Source organism: Streptomyces sp. bgisy130 (assembly GCF_057708345.1).
The window spans coordinates 1-20,983 of record NZ_JBYISA010000048.1 but is presented as its reverse complement, the minus strand read 5'-3'; the positions used below and the strand labels follow the sequence as shown (position 1 = coordinate 20,983).

Here is a 20,983-nt window from a genome sequence, read left to right as displayed (position 1 = left end):
GCCGGAGGCGGACTGCTGTGTACGGACCGTCGGGGCACCGGCGCGAACCATTAGTGTGGGGCCCCGTCCGAGATGCGCCGCCGCCCCGCAGGCCGCGCGCGTCGCCTCGTAGTCCGTCGCAGTGTCTTCCGGGGGCGGGGGCCCAGCGCGACTTCGCCGCGGGCCTTCGAACTCCCGGGTCCGGAGGGCCCGTACCTCGATGTCCGTGCACAGCCAGTCGGCGGCCCAGACCGCCTCATCCGCAGCCGCAGCCCCAGAGTTCCCACGGCATGTCGTCACCGCCGTGATCGTCTCCCATGACGGTGCCCGCTGGCTGCCCGACGCGCTCACCGGCCTGCTCGGCCAGGAGCGCCCGGTGCAGAACGTCATCGGCGCCGACACCGGCAGCGCGGACCAGTCCGCCCAGCTGCTCGCCGAGGCCATCGGGGACCAGCGGGTGCTGCACCTCGCCCGCCGCTCCGGATTCGGCACCGCCGTCGACGAAGCGGTCCGCACGGCCCCCGTGCTCACCCCCGACGATCTGCCGTATCTGCGCCGGCCCAGCGGCTGGGACCCGGTCACCCGCACCTGGCACGACGAGGCGTACGAGATGCCGGAGTTGCCGCACGGCGAACCGGTCCAGTGGCTGTGGCTGCTGCACGACGACTGCGCACCCGAGCCGGACGCGCTCGCCGAGCTGCTGCGGGTCGCCGACGCCAGCCCGTCCACCGTGATCGTCGGCGCCAAGCTGCGCAGCTGGTACGACCGACGGCAGTTGCTGGAGGCCGGGGTCAGCATCGCGCGCAGCGGCCGCCGTTGGACCGGCCTGGACCGCCGCGAACAGGACCAGGGCCAGCACGACCAGGTCCGCTCGGTGCTGTCCGTCTCCACCGCCGGCATGCTCATCCGCCGTGACGTCTACGAGGAGTTGGGCGGTTTTGACCGCCGGCTGCCGCTGATGCGGGACGACGTCGATCTGTGCTGGCGCGCCCAGGCCGCCGGCCACCAGGTCCTGATCGCGCCGGAGGCCATCCTGCGGCACGCCGAGGCATCCGCCCGCGAACGCCGCCCGATCGACTGCGTCGGCCGCTCGGTCGCCAACCCGCACCGCGTCGACAAGGCCGGCGCCGTCTACACCCTGCTCGCCAACACCCGCGGCGCGACCCTCCCGTACGTCCTGCTGCGGCTGCTGATCGGCACCTTCCTGCGGGTGCTCGCCTACCTCGTCGGCAAGGTCCCGGGCCAGGCGCTGGACGAACTCGCCGGACTCTTCGGCACGCTGCTGCGGCCCGGCAAGATCCTCGCCGCGCGGAAACGGAGAGGCCGGCCCGCGGTCGACGCGAGCGAGCTGCGGCCGCTCTTCCCGCCTCCCGGCGCCACCGTCCGCGCCACCGTCGAACAGGTCGCCGGAAACCTCACCGGGCGGGCCGCACCGGATGTGGCCTCGGCCGGCCGGCACGGCGCGGTGGAATCCGGGCCCGGCGGCGATGACGCGGACTTCCTGGAGATCGAGCAGTTCGCCCGGCTCAAGCGGATCGCCCGCAAACCGGCTCCGCTGCTCTTCCTCCTGCTGCTGGTGGTCTCGCTGGTCGCCTGCCGCGGACTGCTCGGTTCCGGCGCGCTGACCGGCGGGGCGATGCTGCCCGCGCCCGGCAGCGTGTCCGACCTGTGGTCGGCGTATCTCGACAGCTGGCATGCGGTCGGCGTCGGCGGCAGCGCCTCCGCGCCCCCCTACCTGGCGATCGTCGCCCTGGTGTCGAGCATCTTCTTCGGGAGCACCGGCTTCGCCGTCACCCTGCTGCTGGTCTGCTCCGTCCCGCTGGCCGGACTCACCGCCTACTTCGCCTCCCGCCCGCTGGTCGCCTCCCGGCTGCTGCGGGCCTGGGGCAGCATCGCCTACGCCTTCCTGCCCGCGGCCGCCGGCGCGCTGGCGGGCGGCCGGCTGGGCACCGCGGTGCTCGCCGTCCTGCTGCCGCTGATGGCGCGGGCCGCGCTCGCCGCGAGCGGACTGCGGCTGCCCGTGGGCACCCGCCCCAGCTGGCGCGCCACCTGGGCGTACGCACTGCTGATCACCTTCACCATGGCCTTCACCCCGGTGGTCTGGCCGGTCGCGGTGCTGCTCGGCATCGGTCTGCTGGTGCTGCGCTTCCTGGACGGCAGCCGCGAGCTGATGCTCGCCTACGGGCTGCGCTTCCTGGTCGTGGCCGTGGTGCCGTTCGTGGTGCTCGCGCCCTGGTCGCTGTCGTTGCTGAGCCGGCCGTCCGCCTTCTTCCAGGAGGCCGGACTCGACTACGGCGCCGGCTCCGCCTCCGTGCTCGACCTCATCGGGCTCAGCCCCGGCGGTCCCAAGGCCGCCGGCGGGGTGCTGTTCTTCGGCATCGTCCTGGCCGCGCTCGCCGCGACGCTGCGCGACGAGCGGCAGCGCGCGATCCGTACCGCCTGGGCGGTGGCGCTGGCCGGGCTGCTCTTCGCGGCGCTGGGCAACGGCTCCGGCTGGACCGGGCCCGCGATGCTGGTCTACGGGCTGGCGCTGCTGTGTGCCGCGGCGATCGGCGCGGAGGGCATCCGGACCCGGATGGCCAGCCTCGGCTTCGGCTGGAAGCAGCCGGTCGCCGTGCTGATCGCGCTGGCGTCCGGGCTCGCCCCGCTCTACGCCGCGGTCAGCTGGATGATCAGCGGCGCGTCCGGTCCGCTGGAGCGGCGCACCCCGGAGCAGGTCCCGGCGTTCGTCGCCGAGGAGTCCGGCTCCGCCGACCGGCCCCGCACCCTCGTCCTCGACGGCGAGCCCGGCCGGGTCGGCTACACCCTCGTCCGCGGCTCCGGCGCCCGGCTCGGCGACGCCGATCTGGCCGCCGCGGCGGGCGAGGACAAGCGCCTCGGCGGCATCGTCGCCCACCTCGTGGCCGGCTCCGGCGCCGACCAGACCAACCAGCTCGGCGGCTATGCGGTCCGCTACGTCCTGGTCAGGGACGGGGCGCCGCGTGAAATGGGCCGGGTGCTGGACGCGACGCCGGGCCTGACCCGGCTCAGCCAGGACGACGGCAGCGCCCTGTGGCGCGTCGACCGCCGGGTCTCGCGGGTCTCGATCGTCCCGGGCGCGGCCAAGGACGGCACCAGCGCGGGCGAGGCCGCCGCGCCCGTCGCCGTACCCTCCGGCCCCGTCGAGGCACACACCAAGGTGTCCGGCGGCGACAGCGGCCGGGTGCTGCGCCTCGCGGACGCCGCCGACCCGGGCTGGCAGGCCACCCTCAACGGCACCCCGCTCAAGCCGGTGACCGTCGACGGCTGGGCCCAGGGCTTCGCGCTCCCCGCGGAGGGCGGCACCCTCGACCTCACCCACGAGAACCCGATCGGCCACACCCTGTGGCTGTGGGCCCAGGGCCTGCTCGCTGTCGTCCTGGTGGTGCTGGCGCTGCCGGGCCGCCGCCGGGAGATCGACGACGACCTGCCGGAGGACGCGGCCGCCGCGCAGGCCGCCGCGGTGTCCGGCGACGGCCGCCGGGCGCGCCGCCTGCGGGCCCAGGCCGAGGCGGCCGGCGCCCCCGAGGCGGCCGGGCCAGGCGTCCCCGAGGCGGCCGGGCCAGGCGTCCCCGCCGGTGAGCAGCCGCCCGCCCCGGCCGACGGCCCCGCGGCCGTACCGGCCCCCGGCCAGGACGCGGTCCAGGACGCCGTCCCCACCGCTCCCGGCGACCCGTATGCGGCGGTGCCGCAGCAGCCCTCCTACGAGGAGTGGCAGGCCGCCCAGCAGGGCGCGCCGGACGGCACCGCGCCCCCGGCCGACCCCGCCGGACAGCAGCCCTACGCCCCCGCCGACCCGTACCAGGCCGGGCAGTATGGCCGGCCGTACCCGCCGGCCGATCCCTACCAGGCTCCCGACCCGTACGCGGACCCCTACCAGGCGGGCGCCTACGACCCGTACGGCTACGGGCAGCAGCAGTACGGCGACGGCGGGCCGCAGCACCAGCAGCCCTACGACGACGGCACCGAGTACCCGGGGTACTCCGGCTCCTACCCCGAGCCGCGCCGTGACGGGAGCGACCAGCAGTGAAGCGCACCATGATGTCCCTGATCGGCGTGGCCGTCGCGCTGGGCGCGGTCACCGGCGTCGCCGCCGTGGCCGCCCCGGACGGCGACGGCCACGACGCCCCGCGCGGCAGCAGCCGGCTGCCCGTCCAGCGCTCCGCGCTGCTCTGCCCGGCCCCGACCTCCTCCGAGGTCGGCGAGACCGCCTACACCGCCTTCGCCCCCAAGGGCGCGGCGGCCGGGGCGGACGGCAAGAAGGGCACCGCCGAGCTGCGGCCCGCCGGGACCGTGCGGGACGCCGGTGACGGAGCCGGCGGCAAGGGCGGCAAGAAGGGCAAGGACAAGGGCGAGGGCGCCGCGGCCGGGCAGACCGTCGCCCCCCGCGACAGCAAGCCCGTCGTGCCCCTCCAGGAGGCCGGCAAGCCGGTCACCGCGACCACCGACAAGCCCGACGCCCCCGCCCTCGTGGGCGCCGCGGACGGCATGTTCGCGCCCGGCTGGACCGTGCAGCAGACCACCTCCGTCGCCGCCGGCGCGGGCCGCGGCCTCCTCGGGCTGAGCTGCACCACCCCCGACACCACGTTCTGGTTCCCGGGGGTCAGCACCGCCACCGACCGCCATGACTACGTCCACCTCACCAACCCCGACGCGGTCCCGGCCGTCGTGGACCTCGAACTGCACGGCAAGGACGGGTCGTTGGCGGGCCCGTCGGGGGAGGACATCTCGGTACCGCCGCACACCACGGTCCCGGTGCTGCTCTCCACGCTGACCGCCAGGCCCACCACCAACGCCTCGCTGCACGTCGTCGCGCGCGAGGGCCGGGTGGGCGCCGCGGTCCAGGCGAGCGACGGCACGCTCGGCAGCGACTGGCTGCCGCCCGCCGCCGACCCGGCGCCGGGTGTGGTGCTGCCCGGCATCCCGAAGGACGCCACCTCCGTGCGGCTGGTCGCCCTCGCGCCCGGTGAGTCCGACGCCGATCTGAAGGTCCAACTGGCCACCCCGACCGGGCTGATCACGCCCGCCGGGCTGGAGACCCTGCACCTCAAGAGCGGGATGACCACCGCCGTGGACCTCAAGGACCTCACCAAGGGCGAGGCCGGTTCGCTGGTGCTCACGCCCTCCGACGGTGACTCCAGGGCCCCGGTCACGGCCGCGCTGCGGGTCACCCGCGGCAAGGGCGCCAAGCAGGAGATGGCGTTCATCCCCGCGACCCGGCCGGTCGAGAAGCGTGCCACCGCCGCCGACAACCGCGACCGGGGCAGCACCCTCTCGCTGGTCGCGCCGGAGAAGGGCAAGGACGCCAAGGTGAAGGTCACCGCCTCGGCGGGCAGCGGCGGCGGCACCCCGGTCACCAAGACCTACACGGTCAAGGGCGGCACCAGCCTCGATGTCGAGCCGCCCCGCCCGCAGGGCCTGAAGGGCACCTACGCCCTGACGGTGGAGCCGGAGCCCGGCAGCGGTCCCGTCTACGCCGCCCGGATGCTCGCCCGCCCCCAGGGCGGGGTGCCCGCGTTCACCGTCCAGCCGCTGCCCGACGACCGCGGCTCGGTCCTCGTCCCGGCCGCGGGCCAGGATCTGTCCGTGCTCACGAACTGAACCGCGCACCCGCCCCCGGACCCGCGCGGCGGCCTCACTCCTGGCCGTAGCGCGGGTCCACCGACTCCGGGGCCAGCCCCAGGAGTTCGGCGACCTGCTCGACCACGACCTCATGGACGAGCAGCGCCCGCTCGTCGCGGCCCTTCGTACGGATCTCCACCGGCCTCCGGTAGATCACGATCCGGTCGCGATGTCCGCCCGCGGCCGGCAGCATCCGCCCCAGCGGCACGGTCTCCGCGTCGGCGGCCGCGTCCGGCCCGTCGTCCGGGCCGAAACCGGGCACCTCCAGGATCAGGAAGTCGACCTGGGAGAGCTGCGGCCAGCGGCGCTCCAGCCGGTCCCGGGAGTCATACACAAGATCCACGAAGGCCTCGGCCCGGGTCACCGACAGCGGCACCTGGGGCGGCGCGATCGGGCCGCGCATGCCGCGGCCGTGGCGGTCGCGGCGCCGGAGCCGCGGCTCCGGTGGTCGGGAAGGTACGGGGCTGTCCATCAGCATCGAGCGTAGCCGTCAAGGACCCCCGGACACCGGGGAGCGCGGCAAGACGTGGCATGTCGTCGGCTGACCGGTCCTGTCCGCGATGTGTTCGTTTGCATCCCTGCATGAGATCGCAGATCGACGCCGGAATGGCAGGAAATGCATCGAGTCGTAACGGGTTTCCGCGCCGCACGCGGTCCGTTCCGGCCCGGCCGGTCCAGGTCAGGTCGAGCGGGTGCAGGTCAGACGCATCGGACGAAGCGGGACGACACGGTTGGGTGAGCCGGGGGAGAGTCGTCGCGGCCCGCTCAAGAGTGCGGTACCGTCCAACGTCGTGAGCCCTGTACGTCGCTGTTCGCGCACTGCGTGCGGCCGCCCCGCCGTCGCAACGCTGACGTACGTCTATGCGGATTCGACCGCTGTGCTCGGACCGCTCGCCACCTACGCCGAACCGCACTGCTACGACCTGTGCGCCGAGCACTCCGAGCGGCTGACCGCGCCCCGCGGCTGGGAGGTCGTCCGCCTCGCCCTCGACTCCGGCCCGGCCCGCCCCAGCGGCGACGATCTCGAAGCCCTCGCGAACGCCGTGCGGGAAGCCGCCCGCCCCCAGGAACGCGCCGCCGGCGGCACCCACACCCCCGGCGACCGCGACACCCACCCCATGGAGGTCGCCCGCCGCGGCCACCTCCGGGTACTGCGCTCACCGGATTCCTGAACCGCGCAGCCGCCCCCCCGGCACGTCACCGCACCCGCCCGCCCCATCCGGCCAACTACGGCCACGCGGCGGCGCGCACCCGGGGACAGCGGGCCACCGCACAGGGCCGCCCGGTAGGTTGGGAGGACATAGAGACTCTCCAGGAGGGCTGGCTGTGACTGATCTGTCGCAGATCGTGAAGGCGTACGACGTACGCGGCGTCGTCCCCGCCCAGTGGGACGAACCCCTGGCCGAGCTGTTCGGGGCGGCCTTCGTCGAGGTCACCGCCGCGGACGCGATCGTGATCGGCCACGACATGCGGCCCTCCTCGCCCGGCCTGTCGGGCGCCTTCGCCCGCGGTGCGGCGGCCCGCGGCGCGGACGTCACCCAGATCGGTCTCTGCTCGACCGACGAGCTGTACTTCGCCAGCGGCTCCCTCGGCCTGCCCGGCGCCATGTTCACCGCCTCGCACAACCCGGCCCAGTACAACGGCATCAAGATGTGCCGGGCCGGCGCGGCCCCGGTCGGCCAGGACACCGGCCTCGCCGACATCCGCGCACTGGCCGAGCGCTGGTCGGACGAGGGCGCCCCGGAGCCGGTCGCCGCACCCGGCACCGTCACCCGGCGCGACGTCCTGAGCGACTACGCCGCCCATCTGCGCGCCCTGGTGGACCTCAGCGGCATCCGCCCGCTGAAGGTCGTGGTCGACGCGGGCAACGGCATGGGCGGCCACACCGTACCGACCGTCTTCACCGGCCTGCCCCTGGAACTCGACGCGATGTACTTCGAGTTGGACGGCTCGTTCCCCAACCACGAGGCCAACCCGCTCGATCCCAAGAACATCGTCGACCTCCAGGCCCGGGTCCGCGAGACCGGCGCCGACCTCGGCCTCGCCTTCGACGGCGACGCCGACCGCTGCTTCGTTGTCGACGAGAACGGCGACCCGGTCTCCCCGTCCGCCATCACCGCCCTGGTAGCCGCCCGCGAACTGGCCAAGCACCCCGGCGGCACGGTCATCCACAACCTGATCACCTCCTGGTCGGTGCCGGAGGTCGTCAGGGAGAGCGGCGGCGAGCCCGTCCGGACCCGCGTCGGGCACTCCTTCATCAAGGAGGAGATGGCCACCACCGGCGCCATCTTCGGCGGCGAACACTCCGCGCACTACTACTTCCGCGACTTCTGGAACGCCGACACCGGCATGCTCGCCGCGATGCACGTCCTCGCGGCCCTCGGCGGCCAGCAGGGCCCGCTGTCGCAGCTGGTCGCGCAGTACGACCGGTACGCGGCCTCCGGCGAGATCAACAGCACCGTCGACGACCAGACCGGCCGGCTCGCCGCGATCAAGACCGCCTACCAGGGCCGCGACGGCGTCACCCTCGACGAGCTGGACGGGCTCACCGTCACCGCCGACGACTGGTGGTTCAACGTCCGCGCCTCCAACACCGAGCCGCTGCTCCGGCTGAACGTCGAGGCCCGCGACACCGCCACCGCCGACCGGATCCGCGACGAGGCCCTGGCGATCATCCGCGGCTGAGCCCCCGCGCCCGCCGCACGAACCCCGCGGCGGGCCGTCGCAGCACGTCGCCGAGGGGGCGGGCGGCAGCGGTGCCCCCGCCGCCCGCACCCCCGTGCACCACCCGGAATCACCGCCGAGCACGCCTCCCGCCCCCGCCCGGCGGTACGCTGGCCAAGCCGCAACCGCCCCGAAGGAGCAGCCTCCATGCCGGTCGACGCCAGCTTGATCCAGATCCTTGCCTGCCCGGCATGCCATGCCCCCCTCCAGGACCGGACCGCGGACTCCGCGTCCGACCCCGAGCTGCTCTGCACCTCCGGCGACTGCGGCCTCGCCTACCCCGTCCGGGACGGCATCCCCGTACTCCTCGTCGACGAGGCACTCCCCCACAGCCCTGAAGGCGTGGGCGGTGCCCCCAGCCCCGCCTGACCGGGCCCCGCCGGGCCCGACCCGGCACCGCCCGGCACACCCGCCCGACCCGGCGATTCGGAGGCCGCGCCCACCATGCTCGACGAGTCACTCCTCGACACCCCTGACGCGCTGGCCGGGGCCGACCGCTTCGGCCTGCTGCGCGGCGTCGCCGAATCCGGCGCCCGGGTCCGCACCGCCGCCCGCAGCGCCGCCGAATCCGGCATCCCCGACCTGACCCCCGACGGGCGGCCGCGCGCCGTCCTCGTCGCCGGCCCCGGCCCCGCCGCGGCCGGTGTGGCAGATCTCCTCAGGGCGCTCGGCGGCGGCAACTGCCCGGTCACCCTCATCCAGCCCACCGGCGTCGCCCCGCTGCCCGGCGCACTGCGCTGGGCGCTGCCCGGCTGGGCCGGCCCCCTGGACCTGCTGCTGCTCCCCGGCCCCGATGCCGCCGACCCCGGCCTCGCCGAGCTGGTCGAGCAGGCCGCCCGCCGCGGCTGCGCCGTCGTCGCCGTCACCCCCGCCGGCGGCCCGCTCGCCGAGGCCGTCACCCAGGCCCGCGGCCTCGCCGTCCCCCTGGCGACCACCCCCTACGACGCCGAATTCGACGTCGAGGGCGCCCCGCCGGCCGCCCCCGGCACCCTCTGGTCGGTGCTCATCCCGCTGCTCTCGCTCGCCGACCGGATCGGCCTGCTCAGCGCCCCGCCGGAGGCCCTGGGCAAGCTCGCCGACCGCCTCGACCAGCTCGCCGAACGCTGCGGCCCCGCCATCCCCACGTACACCAACCCCGGCAAGACCCTGGCCGCCGACCTCGCCGACGCGCTCCCGCTGATCTGGACCGAAGGCACCATCGCCGGCGCCGTCGGCCGGCACTTCGCCACCGAGCTGGCCGGGCTGGCCGGCCGCCCCGCGCTCGCCGCCGAGCTGCCCGAGGCGCTCGCCACCCACCGCACCCTGCTGGCCGGCGCCCTGGCCGCCGGCGCCGACCCGGACGACTTCTTCCGCGACCGGGTCGAGCAGCCCGCCGCGATGCACGCCAGGGTCGTGCTGCTGCGCGAGAGCGAGCCGGGCCCGCTGTCCGCCACCCGCGCCGCCCAGGCGCTCGCCGAGGAGCGCGACACCGCCGTCAGCGAGCTGGAGGCCGACACCGGCAGCGACCTGGAGAAGGCCGCTGAGCTACTCGCCATCGTGGATTTCGCCGCCGTTTACCTGGCGCTCGCCGGGACCGAGTGATCTTTGACGGTCGGCCCGCACCCCGCAGGCCGGTGGCACCACCCCGCAGCACGTACCACTGTCAGGAAGCAGCCGCCCCATGGACCGCCTCGCCAATACCGTGCGCCCCTACGCCTGGGGCTCCACCACCGCCCTCCCGGAGCTCCTGGGCACCGCGCCGACCGGCGAACCCCAGGCCGAGATGTGGCTGGGTGCCCACCCCGGCGCCCCCTCCCGTATTGACCGCGGCGCCGGCCCGGTCTCCCTGGCCGAGGTGATCGACGCCGCCCCCGAGGCAGAACTGGGCGCCGACACCGTCCGCGCCTTCGGCCCCCGGCTGCCCTTCCTGCTCAAGCTGCTCGCGGCCGGCTCCCCGCTCTCCCTCCAGGTCCACCCCGACCGGACGCAGGCCGCCGAAGGCTTCGCCGACGAGGAGCGGCGCGGCATCCCGATCGACGCCGGCCACCGCAACTACAAGGACGCCAACCACAAGCCCGAGCTGATCGTCGCGCTCACCCCCTTCGACGGGCTGTGCGGCTTCCGGCACCCGGCGCAGGCCGCGGACCTCCTGGAGGGCCTGGGCGTCGACGACCTCAAGCCGTACGTCGACATCCTGCGCGCCAGCCCCGAGGAGGACGCGCTGCGCGTGGTGCTCACCGCCGTACTGGGCGCCGAGCACCACGCCATCGCCGGCACCGTCGAGCGCGCCGCCGTCGCCGCCGACCAGCTGGCGGCCAAGGGCGGCCCGCACGCCGACGCCTACGCCGCCTACGCCGTCCTCGCCCACCACTACCCGGGCGACCCCGGCGTGCTCGCCGCCATGCTGCTCAACCACGTCCGGCTCCAGCCCGGCGAGGCACTGTTCCTCGGCGCCGGCATCCCGCACGCCTACCTCGGCGGGCTCGGTGTCGAGCTGATGGCCAACTCCGACAACGTGCTGCGCTGCGGACTGACCCCCAAGCACGTGGACGTCCCGGAGCTGCTGCGGGTGGTGCGCTTCGAGGCCGGTGACGCGGGCGTGCTGCGACCCGAGGACGTCAACGGCGAGGAGGTCTACGAGACCCCCATCGACGAGTTCCGGCTCTCCCGCTTCGTGGCGGCTCCCGGCGCCGCACCGCACGCGCTCCCCTCCCGTACGCCGCAGATCCTGCTGTGCACGGCGGGCACCGTGCGGCTGCGGGAGGCCGATGCGGGGGCGGAGGCGGAGGCCGGCGCCGGTGACGGTGCCGGGCTCGCCCTGGCGCCCGGCGAGTCCGTGTTCGTACCGGCCGGCGAGCGGATCACGCTCTCCGGGGACGGCACGCTGTTCCGCGCGACGGTGGTGGCGTAGCGGTCTCCGCACGATCCGTCCGGCGGTGGTCTCCGCACGATCTGTCCGGCGCGCGCCGCCCGGTATGCCCTGGCCGCCCGGCCACGGTGCGGTTGCTGGGCGGTGCCACCGACAGGCTCGTCCGCGGAGTGCGACCGACGGGCTCGTCCGGGCAGCGCGACCCGCGGGCTCGTCCCGGCAGCGCCCCCGGAAGCCTCGTCCGGCGGCCGGAAACCGTCCGCCAGGTGGCCTCCTGGTCGCCGCCCCGGGCAGGGCTGCAACAATGACCGCCGCACAGCATTAAAGGGGCGGTAAAGCCCGGACGACGGAAGGGGTATGCGGCACCTATGAGCGCATCAGGCGGGACAAAGGCGATCGTTGCGGCGCTGGGCGCCAACCTGGCGATTGCCGCAGCGAAGTTCGTGGCCTTCGCCTTCAGCGGCTCGTCCTCGATGCTGGCGGAAGGCGTGCACTCCCTCGCGGACTCCGGCAACCAGGGCCTGCTGCTGCTCGGCGGCAAGAAGGCGAAGCGCGCGGCGACCGCCGAGCACCCCTTCGGCTACGGCCGCGAGCGCTACATCTACGGCTTCCTGGTCTCCATCGTCCTGTTCACCATCGGTGGCGTCTTCGCGCTCTACGAGGGCTACGAGAAGATCCACGACCCGCACGAGCTGGACAACTGGTACTGGCCGGTCGGCGTCCTGGTCTTCGCGATCATCGCCGAGGGCTTCTCCTTCCGTACGGCCATCAAGGAGTCCAACGAGCTGCGCGGCCAGCAGACCTGGGCCCAGTTCGTCCGCCGGGCCAAGGCCCCCGAGCTGCCGGTCGTGCTGCTGGAGGACTTCGGCGCACTGGTCGGTCTGATCCTGGCGCTGGGCGGCGTCGGCCTGACCATGGCCACCGGCGACGGCGTCTGGGACGGCATCGGCACCATGTGCATCGGCGCGCTGCTGGTGCTGATCGCCCTGGTCCTGGCCGCGGAGACCAAGTCGCTGCTGCTGGGCGAGGCGGCCGGCCCCGAGCAGGTCGCCAAGATCCGCGCCGCGGTCGTCGACGGCACGGTCGTCACCCGCGTCATCCACATGCGCACCCTCCACCTCGGCCCCGACGAACTGCTGGTAGCCGCCAAGATCGCGGTACAGCACGACGACACCGCCACCGAGATCGCCAACGCCATCAACGCCGCCGAGGCCCGCATCCGCGAGGCCGTCCCGATCGCCCGCGTCATCTACCTGGAACCGGACATCTACAACGAGGCCACAGCGGCCGCGGGCGCGGATCCGTCCAAGACGCCGGGCGGAGCGTGAGCTTCTCCGGCTGAGGGCGCGGGCCGGGTGGTCAGGTGGCCTGGGTGGCCGGGGGACTGCTGGGCGGTCGTGACGGGGCTTGGGCGGCTGAGATCCGGGGCCAGGTCCGGCAGGCCGGCGGGGGCTGCTGAGGCCCCCAACGCCAGCGGGGCGCTGGGCCTTCAGCCCACGGGACGGTTGAGGTCCCGCCTCATGGGACGGTTGAGGTCCCGCCTCATTGGACTGTTGAGCCCCGGGTTCACAGGACCGCTGAGCCTTCAGCCCCACCGGGACCGCCGCGGGTCCGCTGACCCGTCGCAGGCCCACTCGCCCCCGCCGCCACAGAACGCGGCAAGGCCCCCACACTCCTCGGGAGTGCAGGGGCCTTCGCTGTACTCCCACGCGTGCGGAGACCTTCGCCGCACCCTCGGGGACTATTGGGCACCACGGGAATACCGCCCCCGTCCCACCACGTTGTGGGCCCCGAGGGGGCCCGCACCACCCCTACGGGATGCGTTCGCCCCCGCCCTACTGGATCTCCCCGGTAACTACGGGATTCCCGGCAACTGCTGGATTCCCGGCCCCTACTGGATCTCCCCGAGAACGCGCAGAACCCCCGCCCCGTCCTCCGCCCCCTGAAGCCGGGCCCGGAAGTCCGCGTCCATCAGCTTCCGCGACAGCAGCGCCAGGATGCGCAGATGCTCGTCCCCGGCCGCCGCCTCCGGCACCGCGATCAGGAAGACCAGCCTGGCACGCGTGCCGTCGAGCGAACCCCAGTCGATACCGTCCGCCGAGCGCGCGAAGCCGACGACCGGAGCGGACACCGCGTCCGTCTTGGCGTGCGGGATGGCGATCTCCTCACCGAGCCCGGTCGTCCCCTGCGCCTCACGGGCCAGCGCCACCCGGACCAGCTCGTCGACGTCCGCCACCTTGCCGGTAGCGGCCACCAGCTCGGCCATCTCGCGGATCGCCGCTTCCTTCTCGTCGGCGACGAGCTGCGTCTTGACGGTCTGCCCGGTGAGGTACCCGGAGAGCACCTCGGGGGCGGGGCTTTCGTCGTCGCAGGCACCGTCGTTGCTGACATCGTTGCCGTCAGCACCGAAGTTGCCATCGGCACCGAAGTTGCCCTCAGCACCGACGCTGCTCTCGGAGCCGACGGCATCAGCGTCCGCACCGCCTGCGGCCCGCCCCGGACCACCGACGGCCGCAGGAACGAAATCCGCCGCCCCGGCCGTACGCGCCGCCACCCCGGCACCGCCACCCCCACCGGCTCCACCACCCACGCCGCCCCCGGCCACAACCGGCTCCACACGGGCCCCCGCCGGCTCCCGGCCCTTCCGCCGCTCCGCGACATCCACCAGCGTCACCGTCGTCAGAGCCGTGACCACCGAGCCCGCCACTACGGCGAGGAAGAATGCCGGCACCCCGCCGACCGCGCCCAGTACTGCCACGATCGGTCCGCCGTGCGGCACCGCGTCCGTCACCCCGATCGTCCCCGCGAGGGCACCGGCCACCGCACCGCCGAGCATGTTCGCCGGTATGACCTGGGCGGGCCGCGCCGCGGCGAACGGAATCGCGCCCTCCGAGATCCCGAAGAGCCCCATGAACAGCGCCGCCATGCCCGTCTCCCGCTCCTGCTCGGAGTACAGGCGGCGGCGGACCAGCGTGGCCAGCCCCTGGCCGAGCGGCATCACCGGGATCGCCGCGGCGCACATGCCCATCACCGTCTGGTTGCCGGACGCGATCAGCCCCGCGCCGAACAGGAACGCGGTCTTGTTGACCGGACCGCCCATATCGAACGCGATCATGAGGCCGAGAAGCGCGCCGAGCAGAATCGCGCTGGACCCGGTCATCCCGCCGAGCCAGCCGGTGAGATGGGTGAACACCCAGGAGATGGGCCTGCCGATCACGTAGATGAAGAACAGTCCGAGCGCCGTCGTCGCCACGATCGGGATCACGATGATCGGCATGATCGGCCGGGCGAACTTGGGGACCTCCACCTTCTTGATCCACAGCACCAGATAGCCGGCCAGGAAGCCGGTGACGATCGCGCCGATGAAGCCCGCGCCCGCCTTGGAGTCGTACAGCGAGCCGGTGTTGGCGATCCAGCCGCCGATCATGCCCGGCACCAGTGCGGGCCGGTCGCCGATCGCGTAGGCGATATAGCCGGACAGGACCGGCACCATCAGCGTGAAGCCGATGACCCCGATGTCGTTGATGTGCTTCCAGAACGAACCGTCGGGGATGACCAGACCGCCGTCGGCCTGCGGATGCCCGCCCAGCGCCAGCGAGATCGCGATCAGCAGACCACCGACCACCACGAACGGGATCATGTAACTGACGCCGTTCATCAGCGCTTTGTACGCGACGCTGCGTTCCCTGCCGCCACCGGAGCCTCCGGGGCGCGGCGCGGCGCCGGAACCCGTACCGGCCCCGTCGCCCTCCGCGCGCCCGTACACCGGCGCGTTCCGCACCCGCTCCATCAGCTGCTCGGGGTGGCGAATGCCCTCGGCGACCCCGACCGCCAGGACCCGCTTGCCGACGAACCGGCTGCGGTCGACGTCCTTGTCCGCGGCGATGATGATGGCGTCCGCGTCCCTGACATCGTTGTCAGAGAGGAGATTCTCAGCCCCGATGGAACCCTGCGTCTCCACCTTGATCTCGTGCCCGAGGGACCGGGCCGCCTGGGCCAGCTTCTCCGCGGCCATGTACGTATGGGCGATACCGGTCGGGCAGGCGGTCACTGCGAGCAGCTTCAGCCCCTGCCCGCTCGTCCCCGCGCCCTTGAGGGGCTCAGCTGGACTGGTGGTCACGTGGCTCTCCTTATGTACGTGTGCGCGGTCGTGCCAGTGATCCGCGCTCCCGGCATCCTGCATGACGGCATGGCCCCCGCAAACCCCTCCGACGCCCCCTTCCGCGTCGCCCGGGACGCCCGTTCTCGGCCCGTCGGACCCCAGGAATCACGGGCCCTCCCCGCGCCCCTGCGTGGCCGGGACAGCACCGGACCGGCCCCTCCGGGCTGTGGTGCACGGGGTCGATCGGTGTAGATTCGTGCCCAGTGCCAGACGTCGCTGCTGATGGCGGTCGGGCGGCCCGCACCGCGGACCGGCCGAGGGAGAGAGGGCCTCCGACGGACTGCGCTGTGGCCAGGGGGAGAGGTGCGTCCGCTTCCGCGTACGCTCGAACTCCCCCAGTGGTAGCTGGGGGGACCCCAGCCCGCGCCGCAGACTGCCCGCCCATCCACCTCGACGCTCGAGGAGCAGCCCGCATGACGACAGCAGCCACCGGCCAGGACTTCAAGGTCGCCGACCTGTCCCTCGCCGCTTTCGGCCGCAAGGAGATCACCCTCGCCGAGCATGAGATGCCCGGTCTGATGGCGATCCGCAAGGAGTACGCCGCCGCCCAGCCGCTGGCCGGTGCCCGCATCACCGGGTCCCTGCACATGACCGTGCAGACCGCGGTCCTGATCGAGACCCTGGCCGCGCTGGGCGCCGAGGTCCGCTGGGCCTCCTGCAACATCTTCTCCACCCAGGACCACGCCGCCGCGGCCATCGCGGTGGGCCCGAACGGCACGCCCGACGCGCCCCAGGGCATCCCGGTCTACGCCTGGAAGGGCGAGACCCTGGAGGAGTACTGGTGGTGCACGGAGCAGGCGCTGACCTGGCCCAACTCGCCCACCGGCGGCCCGAACATGATCCTCGACGACGGTGGCGACGCCACCCTCCTGGTTCACAAGGGCGTTGAGTACGAGAAGGCCGGCAAGGTCCCCGCGATCGAGACCGCGGAGAGCGACGAGCACCGCGCCATCCTGGAGCTGCTGACCCGCACGCTGGCGGAGTCCCCGCAGAAGTGGACGAACCTGTCCTCCGAGATCCGCGGTGTCACCGAGGAGACCACCACCGGCGTGCACCGTCTCTACGAGATGCACCGCGACGGCGACCTGCTCTTCCCGGCGATCAACGTGAACGACGCCGTGACGAAGTCGAAGTTCGACAACAAGTACGGCTGCCGCCACTCCCTGATCGACGGCATCAACCGCGCCACCGACGTCCTCATCGGCGGCAAGACCGCCGTGGTCTGCGGCTACGGCGACGTCGGCAAGGGCTGCGCGGAGTCGCTGCGCGGCCAGGGCGCCCGCGTCATCGTCACCGAGATCGACCCGATCTGCGCCCTTCAGGCGGCGATGGACGGCTACCAGGTCACCACCCTGGAAGAGGTCGTCGAGACCGCCGACATCTTCGTCACCACGACGGGCAACAAGGACATCATCATGGCGTCGCACATGGCGCGGATGAAGCACCAGGCGATCGTCGGCAACATCGGTCACTTCGACAACGAGATCGACATGGCCGGTCTGGCCCAGCTCGAGGGCATCGTCAAGGACGAGGTCAAGCCGCAGGTGCACACCTGGACCCACCCGGACGGCAAGGTCCTGATCGTGCTGTCCGAGGGCCGTCTGCTCAACCTGGGCAACGCCACCGGTCACCCCTCCTTCGTGATGTCCAACTCGTTCGCGGACCAGACGCTGGCCCAGATCGAGCTGTTCACCAAGCCCGCGGAGTACCCGACCGACGTCTACGTGCTGCCCAAGCACCTCGACGAGAAGGTCGCCCGGCTCCACCTCGACGCGCTCGGCGTCAAGCTCACCGAGCTGCGCCCCGAGCAGGCCGCCTACATCGGCGTCGAGGTCGAGGGCCCGTACAAGCCCGACCACTACCGCTACTGATCCAGCGGCGATCACCGGCCGGTCAGCCGCTCTGACCAGCTGGTGCTCACCCACAGCAGCCGGTGACACCAGGCCCTCGCCCTCCACGGCGGGGGCCTGGCCCATAAGGTCTCCATACAGACCCGCCATCCCCAACGCACCGGCCCGTCGCCGGCCAAAGGACTGCCCCCGATGCCCCGCGGCCACTACTCCCTCCACGACCCGCACGATCACACCCCCCTGGGTGAAGAGCACTTCCACTGCGCCACCGGCCCCTCCGGCTGGCGCTATGTCTCCCAGATCGTCAACCCCTCCGGCGACCACACCGGCTCCGTCGACCTCACCCTCGACGAACTCGGCCGCCCCATCCGCCTCGAACTGCACGCCTCCGCCTGGCAGGTCCGCGGCGCCGCCCTGGACGGCGTCACCTGGGTACGCACCGATCCGACCGGCGAACACGCCACCGAAGGCAACGTCCCCGCCCACGCCTTCACCGGCGCGTCCCCCGCGTTCCTCATCGCCACCGCCCGCCTGCTGCGCCCCGCCCTCGGCGCCGGCGCCGTCCGCACCCGCCTCGTCGCCTTCACACCCCCCGTCCTCGCCCCCCGCACGCTCGACCAGTCCTGGGCCCTGCTGAAAAGCACACCACACGCCACTGACAACGCCCCGCTCATCGCCGACGAATACCAGGTCAACGACCTGGAAACCGGCGAACAGCACACCGTCCACATCGCCGGCGACGTGGTCCTCTCCGCCCCCGGCATCGAACTCGAATCCCTCGAATCCCCACCGTCGACCTTCACCTGACCCGCCTGCTCCGCTCCGCCGGTCGCGCTCTCCCGCGCGCGGCGTCACGCAGCTGGGGCCAACGTCGACATCTCGGGGCGCGCAGGGCCTGAGGTTCTGGGGACCCCATCGCCACAGCCGTGCGGGCACGACACCCCGGCAGCCCGCTGCGGCACACCCTGGCCACACCGAGCCCGTACGCCACAGCCGCCCGGCGCCCGTACGGATCGGCTCACTCCCTGCACGGGACGCGCCACCTCTGAACCCCGACGGGTCACGCCGCCCGCCCCCGACGCATCGCCCGCTGCTCGGTCCCCAGCCGCCGCCTGCCGAGCATGGGACGGTCAGCACGCCGGAGGCACTCGGCGCTTCAACACTCAGCCGCCCCCGTCCACGGCCCCCTCACACCGGCGGCGCAAACCCCGTACGAGGCGGCCGGCCTCCGCCACCGTCCCCCGCATCCCCCGCATGCCCCGGCACCGGCGCCCCCACTGACCCGGCACCGTCACCACGCGTCCGCCCGGCACCGGCCCCGGGTTCAGGAGCCCCGACCCCACCCCCAGGCGAAGCCCAAGCCCCGCCCGCCGACGGCGCCCCATGGCCGCCCTCGGAGATCACGACATCCCCCGCTGTCTCCATAGGACCGTCCGACGGCCACGGCCCACCGGCCCAGGTCCCGCCGCCACCGGCGCCAGGTTGCCCACCGGGAGCAGCCCTTCCCCACCCCACAGGCGCAGCCCCGACAACCCCTGTCGGCCCGGCCACCGCCGACGGTGCCGCCGACGCCGACGCCGACGTCCCGAACGCCCGCTGCGACTCCCGTGCCTGCCGTTCCCCGGCCACCGCCGCCAGATACGCCGCCGGGTGCACCTCCGCAGGCGCCGGCATCCCGGTGAACCCGCGCAAGTCCTCCACCAGCCGCCCCGCCATCGCCCCGCCGACCTGCGGATCCAGCTGTCCCATCCGCGCCAGGTACTGCCGCACGGTCAGCCACCACCCATCGGGCACCCGCGAGAGGTCCAGCGCCCCGAGCTCCGCCACCAGCCACGGAGGCGGTGGCGGCAGCGCCACCCCGGCCTCCGCCACGGCCATCCGCTCCCGTATGACCAGCGTTCCGGCGAACACATCACCCAGCCGACGCCCACGCGCCGACACCAACGACGAAATGGCCGCCACGACCCCCATGGTCATCACGATCTCGATGGCCCCCATGGCCCCGCGCACCAACGCATGCCGGAACCGGATCGGCCCGCCGTCCTCCCGTACGACCCGCAGTCCACAGATCAGCTTTCCCAGCGACCGGCCCTGACTCAGGGTCTCGATGACGATCGGGATCCCGACCTGCACCAGCACGAACGCCGCCACCGACACGGCCGCCACCGCCGCACTGTCCATGGACGAGGTCGCGCTCACCAGGATCAGCGAGATGCCGATGTAGGTCACCCAGGCCACGGCCACATCGACCGCCACCGCCAGGCCCCGGCTCGGCAGCCTGGCCGGCCGCAGCCCGAGCACCACCGCTTCACCTGTGACGAGTTCACTCACGCCGCGCCCCACTCCCTCTCGATCCCCGAAATCCCGCCCACCCCACGCCGGACACGGCCAGTCTGCCAAGCTGACCCGGCACTCACCCACGGCGCTGCGAGGAGCGACACCCTATGGACCTCGATGTCTTCATCACGGCCCACAGCGCCGAATGGGACCGTCTCGAAACACTGCTGGGCCGCAAACGCCGCCTCACAGGAGCCGAGGCCGACGAATTGGTCGCCCTCTACCAACGCACCACCACGCACCTCTCCCTGCTCCTCTCCAGCGCTCCCGACCCCGCGCTGACCAGCCGCCTCACGTCCCTCGTGGCTCGCGCCCGCAGTGCGGTCACCGGCGCCCGCAAGGCCTCCTGGCGCGACGCCGCCCGCTTCTTCACCACGGCCTTCCCGGCAGCCGTCTACCGCCTCCGCCACTGGTGGATCCCGACGGCGATCCTCTCCACCGCGGTCGCCGCCCTCATCGGCTGGTGGATAGCCGCACACCCCGAGGTCCAGGCAGCCATCGGCGCCCCGGAGGATCTCCGCGACATGACCCGCCCCGGGGGCCAGTACGAGACCTACTACTCCAGCCACCCCGCCGCATCCTTCGCCGCCCAGGTATGGACGAACAACGCCCAGGCCGTAGCCCTGTGCCTCGTCCTCGGCGCCTTCGCGGGCCTCCCCGTCCTGTGGGTCCTCTTCCAGAACATGCTCAACCTCGGCGTCGGCATCGGCCTGATGTCCTCCGCGGGCCGCCTGGACACCTTCCTCGGCCTGATCCTCCCGCACGGCCTCCTCGAACTGACCGCCGTCTTTGTCGCCGCCGGCATCGGCCTCCGCCTGGGCTGGACCCTCATCGACCCCGGCCCGCGCACCCGCCGTACGGCCCTCGCCGAGGAAGGCCGCTCCGCCCTCGGCGTCGCCGTCGGACTGGCCGCCGTCCTCTTCATATCCGGCGCCCTCGAAGGCTTCGTCACCCCTTCCGGCCTCCCCACCTTGGCCCGCATCGGCATCGGCATCACCGCCGAACTGGCCTTCCTCCTGTACGTCTACGTCCTGGGCGGCCGCGCCGTACGCGCCGGAGCAACCGGCGACGTCGACCCCGCCGACCGCGAAGCCGCCCTGCCGACCGCCGCGTGATGTGCATCGAGCCCCGCTGACCTGCTAATCTCCTCTTCGCCCCCAAGCCCGTTGACACAGGCAGCAGGGGGAGGTAGATTCGAACGGTTGCAACGAACTGGACAAGTTCATCCGCGACGGCTAGTCTCATCTCCGCTTCGGCCGGAATTTCAATTCGGCGAGGCGCAACCGACCACTTACCGGAAGCCCCGGCCGATCAATTCGACCGAATGCCTTCTGATAAAGTCGGAAAAGCCAAAAGGCGAACCCCTCCGACGGGGAATCAGAAGCCAATTCGGACCGGCAACGGACCGAAACGGATCTGATAGAGTCGGAAAGGCCGAAAAGC

At 73.2% G+C, this 20,983-nt stretch carries 14 protein-coding genes; 11 read left to right on the top strand and 3 right to left on the bottom strand.

The window, feature by feature from the left end; translation table 11 throughout:
- Positions 1–199 precede the first annotated feature (199 nt).
- Positions 200–4,027 (top strand): glycosyltransferase family 2 protein, encoded by a 3,828-nt coding sequence (locus AC3EUV_RS34420; RefSeq protein WP_435604618.1) that lies wholly within the window; start codon positions 200–202, stop codon positions 4,025–4,027.
- Complete coding sequence (locus AC3EUV_RS34415) at positions 4,024–5,598, top strand: DUF5719 family protein (RefSeq protein WP_435604617.1); 1,575 nt, start codon at positions 4,024–4,026, stop codon at positions 5,596–5,598. Before AC3EUV_RS34420 ends, AC3EUV_RS34415 begins: the two co-directional genes overlap by 4 nt.
- A gap of 34 nt (positions 5,599–5,632) precedes the next feature.
- On the opposite strand, the gene AC3EUV_RS34410 is transcribed toward AC3EUV_RS34415, so the two are convergent.
- Positions 5,633–6,091 carry a metallopeptidase family protein gene (locus AC3EUV_RS34410; protein ID WP_432146654.1) on the bottom strand — a complete coding sequence of 153 codons (459 nt, stop codon included), beginning with the start codon at positions 6,089–6,091 and terminating at the stop codon, positions 5,633–5,635.
- Positions 6,092–6,350: 259 nt separating this feature from the next.
- Between AC3EUV_RS34410 and AC3EUV_RS34405 the strand changes: the two genes are divergently transcribed.
- The 6 genes from AC3EUV_RS34405 (at position 6,351) to AC3EUV_RS34380 (ending at position 12,519) form a co-directional block, all read left to right on the top strand.
- Positions 6,351–6,791: a DUF3499 domain-containing protein gene (locus AC3EUV_RS34405; RefSeq protein ID WP_168479449.1), complete on the top strand. Its 441-nt coding sequence runs from the start codon at positions 6,351–6,353 to the stop codon at positions 6,789–6,791.
- A 154-nt stretch (positions 6,792–6,945) separates the two neighbouring features.
- Entirely contained in the window at positions 6,946–8,304 is a 1,359-nt protein-coding gene (locus AC3EUV_RS34400; protein WP_432146655.1) for a phosphomannomutase/phosphoglucomutase, read from the top strand.
- A gap of 186 nt (positions 8,305–8,490) precedes the next feature.
- On the top strand, positions 8,491–8,712 hold the full coding sequence (locus AC3EUV_RS34395) for a Trm112 family protein (RefSeq protein WP_432146656.1): 222 nt from the start codon (positions 8,491–8,493) through the stop codon (positions 8,710–8,712).
- A 75-nt stretch (positions 8,713–8,787) separates the two neighbouring features.
- Entirely contained in the window at positions 8,788–9,924 is a 1,137-nt protein-coding gene (locus AC3EUV_RS34390; protein ID WP_432146657.1) for an SIS domain-containing protein, read from the top strand.
- Between the two features lie 79 nt (positions 9,925–10,003).
- Entirely contained in the window at positions 10,004–11,233 is a 1,230-nt protein-coding gene (gene manA / locus AC3EUV_RS34385) for a mannose-6-phosphate isomerase, class I (RefSeq protein WP_435604616.1), read from the top strand.
- Positions 11,234–11,559: 326 nt separating this feature from the next.
- Positions 11,560–12,519, top strand: a complete 960-nt coding sequence (locus tag AC3EUV_RS34380; protein WP_432146659.1) for a cation diffusion facilitator family transporter — start codon at positions 11,560–11,562, stop codon at positions 12,517–12,519.
- A 563-nt stretch (positions 12,520–13,082) separates the two neighbouring features.
- On the opposite strand, the gene AC3EUV_RS34375 is transcribed toward AC3EUV_RS34380, so the two are convergent.
- Positions 13,083–15,242 (bottom strand): fructose-specific PTS transporter subunit EIIC, encoded by a 2,160-nt coding sequence (locus AC3EUV_RS34375; protein WP_435604630.1) that lies wholly within the window; start codon positions 15,240–15,242, stop codon positions 13,083–13,085.
- 524 nt (positions 15,243–15,766) lie between these two features.
- On the opposite strand from AC3EUV_RS34375, the gene ahcY reads away from it, so the two are divergent.
- Entirely contained in the window at positions 15,767–17,224 is a 1,458-nt protein-coding gene (gene ahcY, locus AC3EUV_RS34370) for an adenosylhomocysteinase (protein ID WP_432146660.1), read from the top strand.
- A 171-nt stretch (positions 17,225–17,395) separates the two neighbouring features.
- Positions 17,396–18,010: a hypothetical protein gene (locus AC3EUV_RS34365; RefSeq protein WP_432146661.1), complete on the top strand. Its 615-nt coding sequence runs from the start codon at positions 17,396–17,398 to the stop codon at positions 18,008–18,010.
- A gap of 381 nt (positions 18,011–18,391) precedes the next feature.
- Here the strand turns inward: AC3EUV_RS34365 and AC3EUV_RS34360 are convergent, their stop codons facing one another.
- Positions 18,392–19,534, bottom strand: a complete 1,143-nt coding sequence (locus AC3EUV_RS34360) for an RDD family protein (RefSeq protein ID WP_435604615.1) — start codon at positions 19,532–19,534, stop codon at positions 18,392–18,394.
- A gap of 113 nt (positions 19,535–19,647) precedes the next feature.
- Between AC3EUV_RS34360 and AC3EUV_RS34355 the strand changes: the two genes are divergently transcribed.
- A complete protein-coding gene (locus tag AC3EUV_RS34355; protein WP_435604614.1) occupies positions 19,648–20,655 on the top strand; it encodes a stage II sporulation protein M in 1,008 nt (335 codons plus the stop codon).
- Positions 20,656–20,983 lie beyond the last annotated feature (328 nt).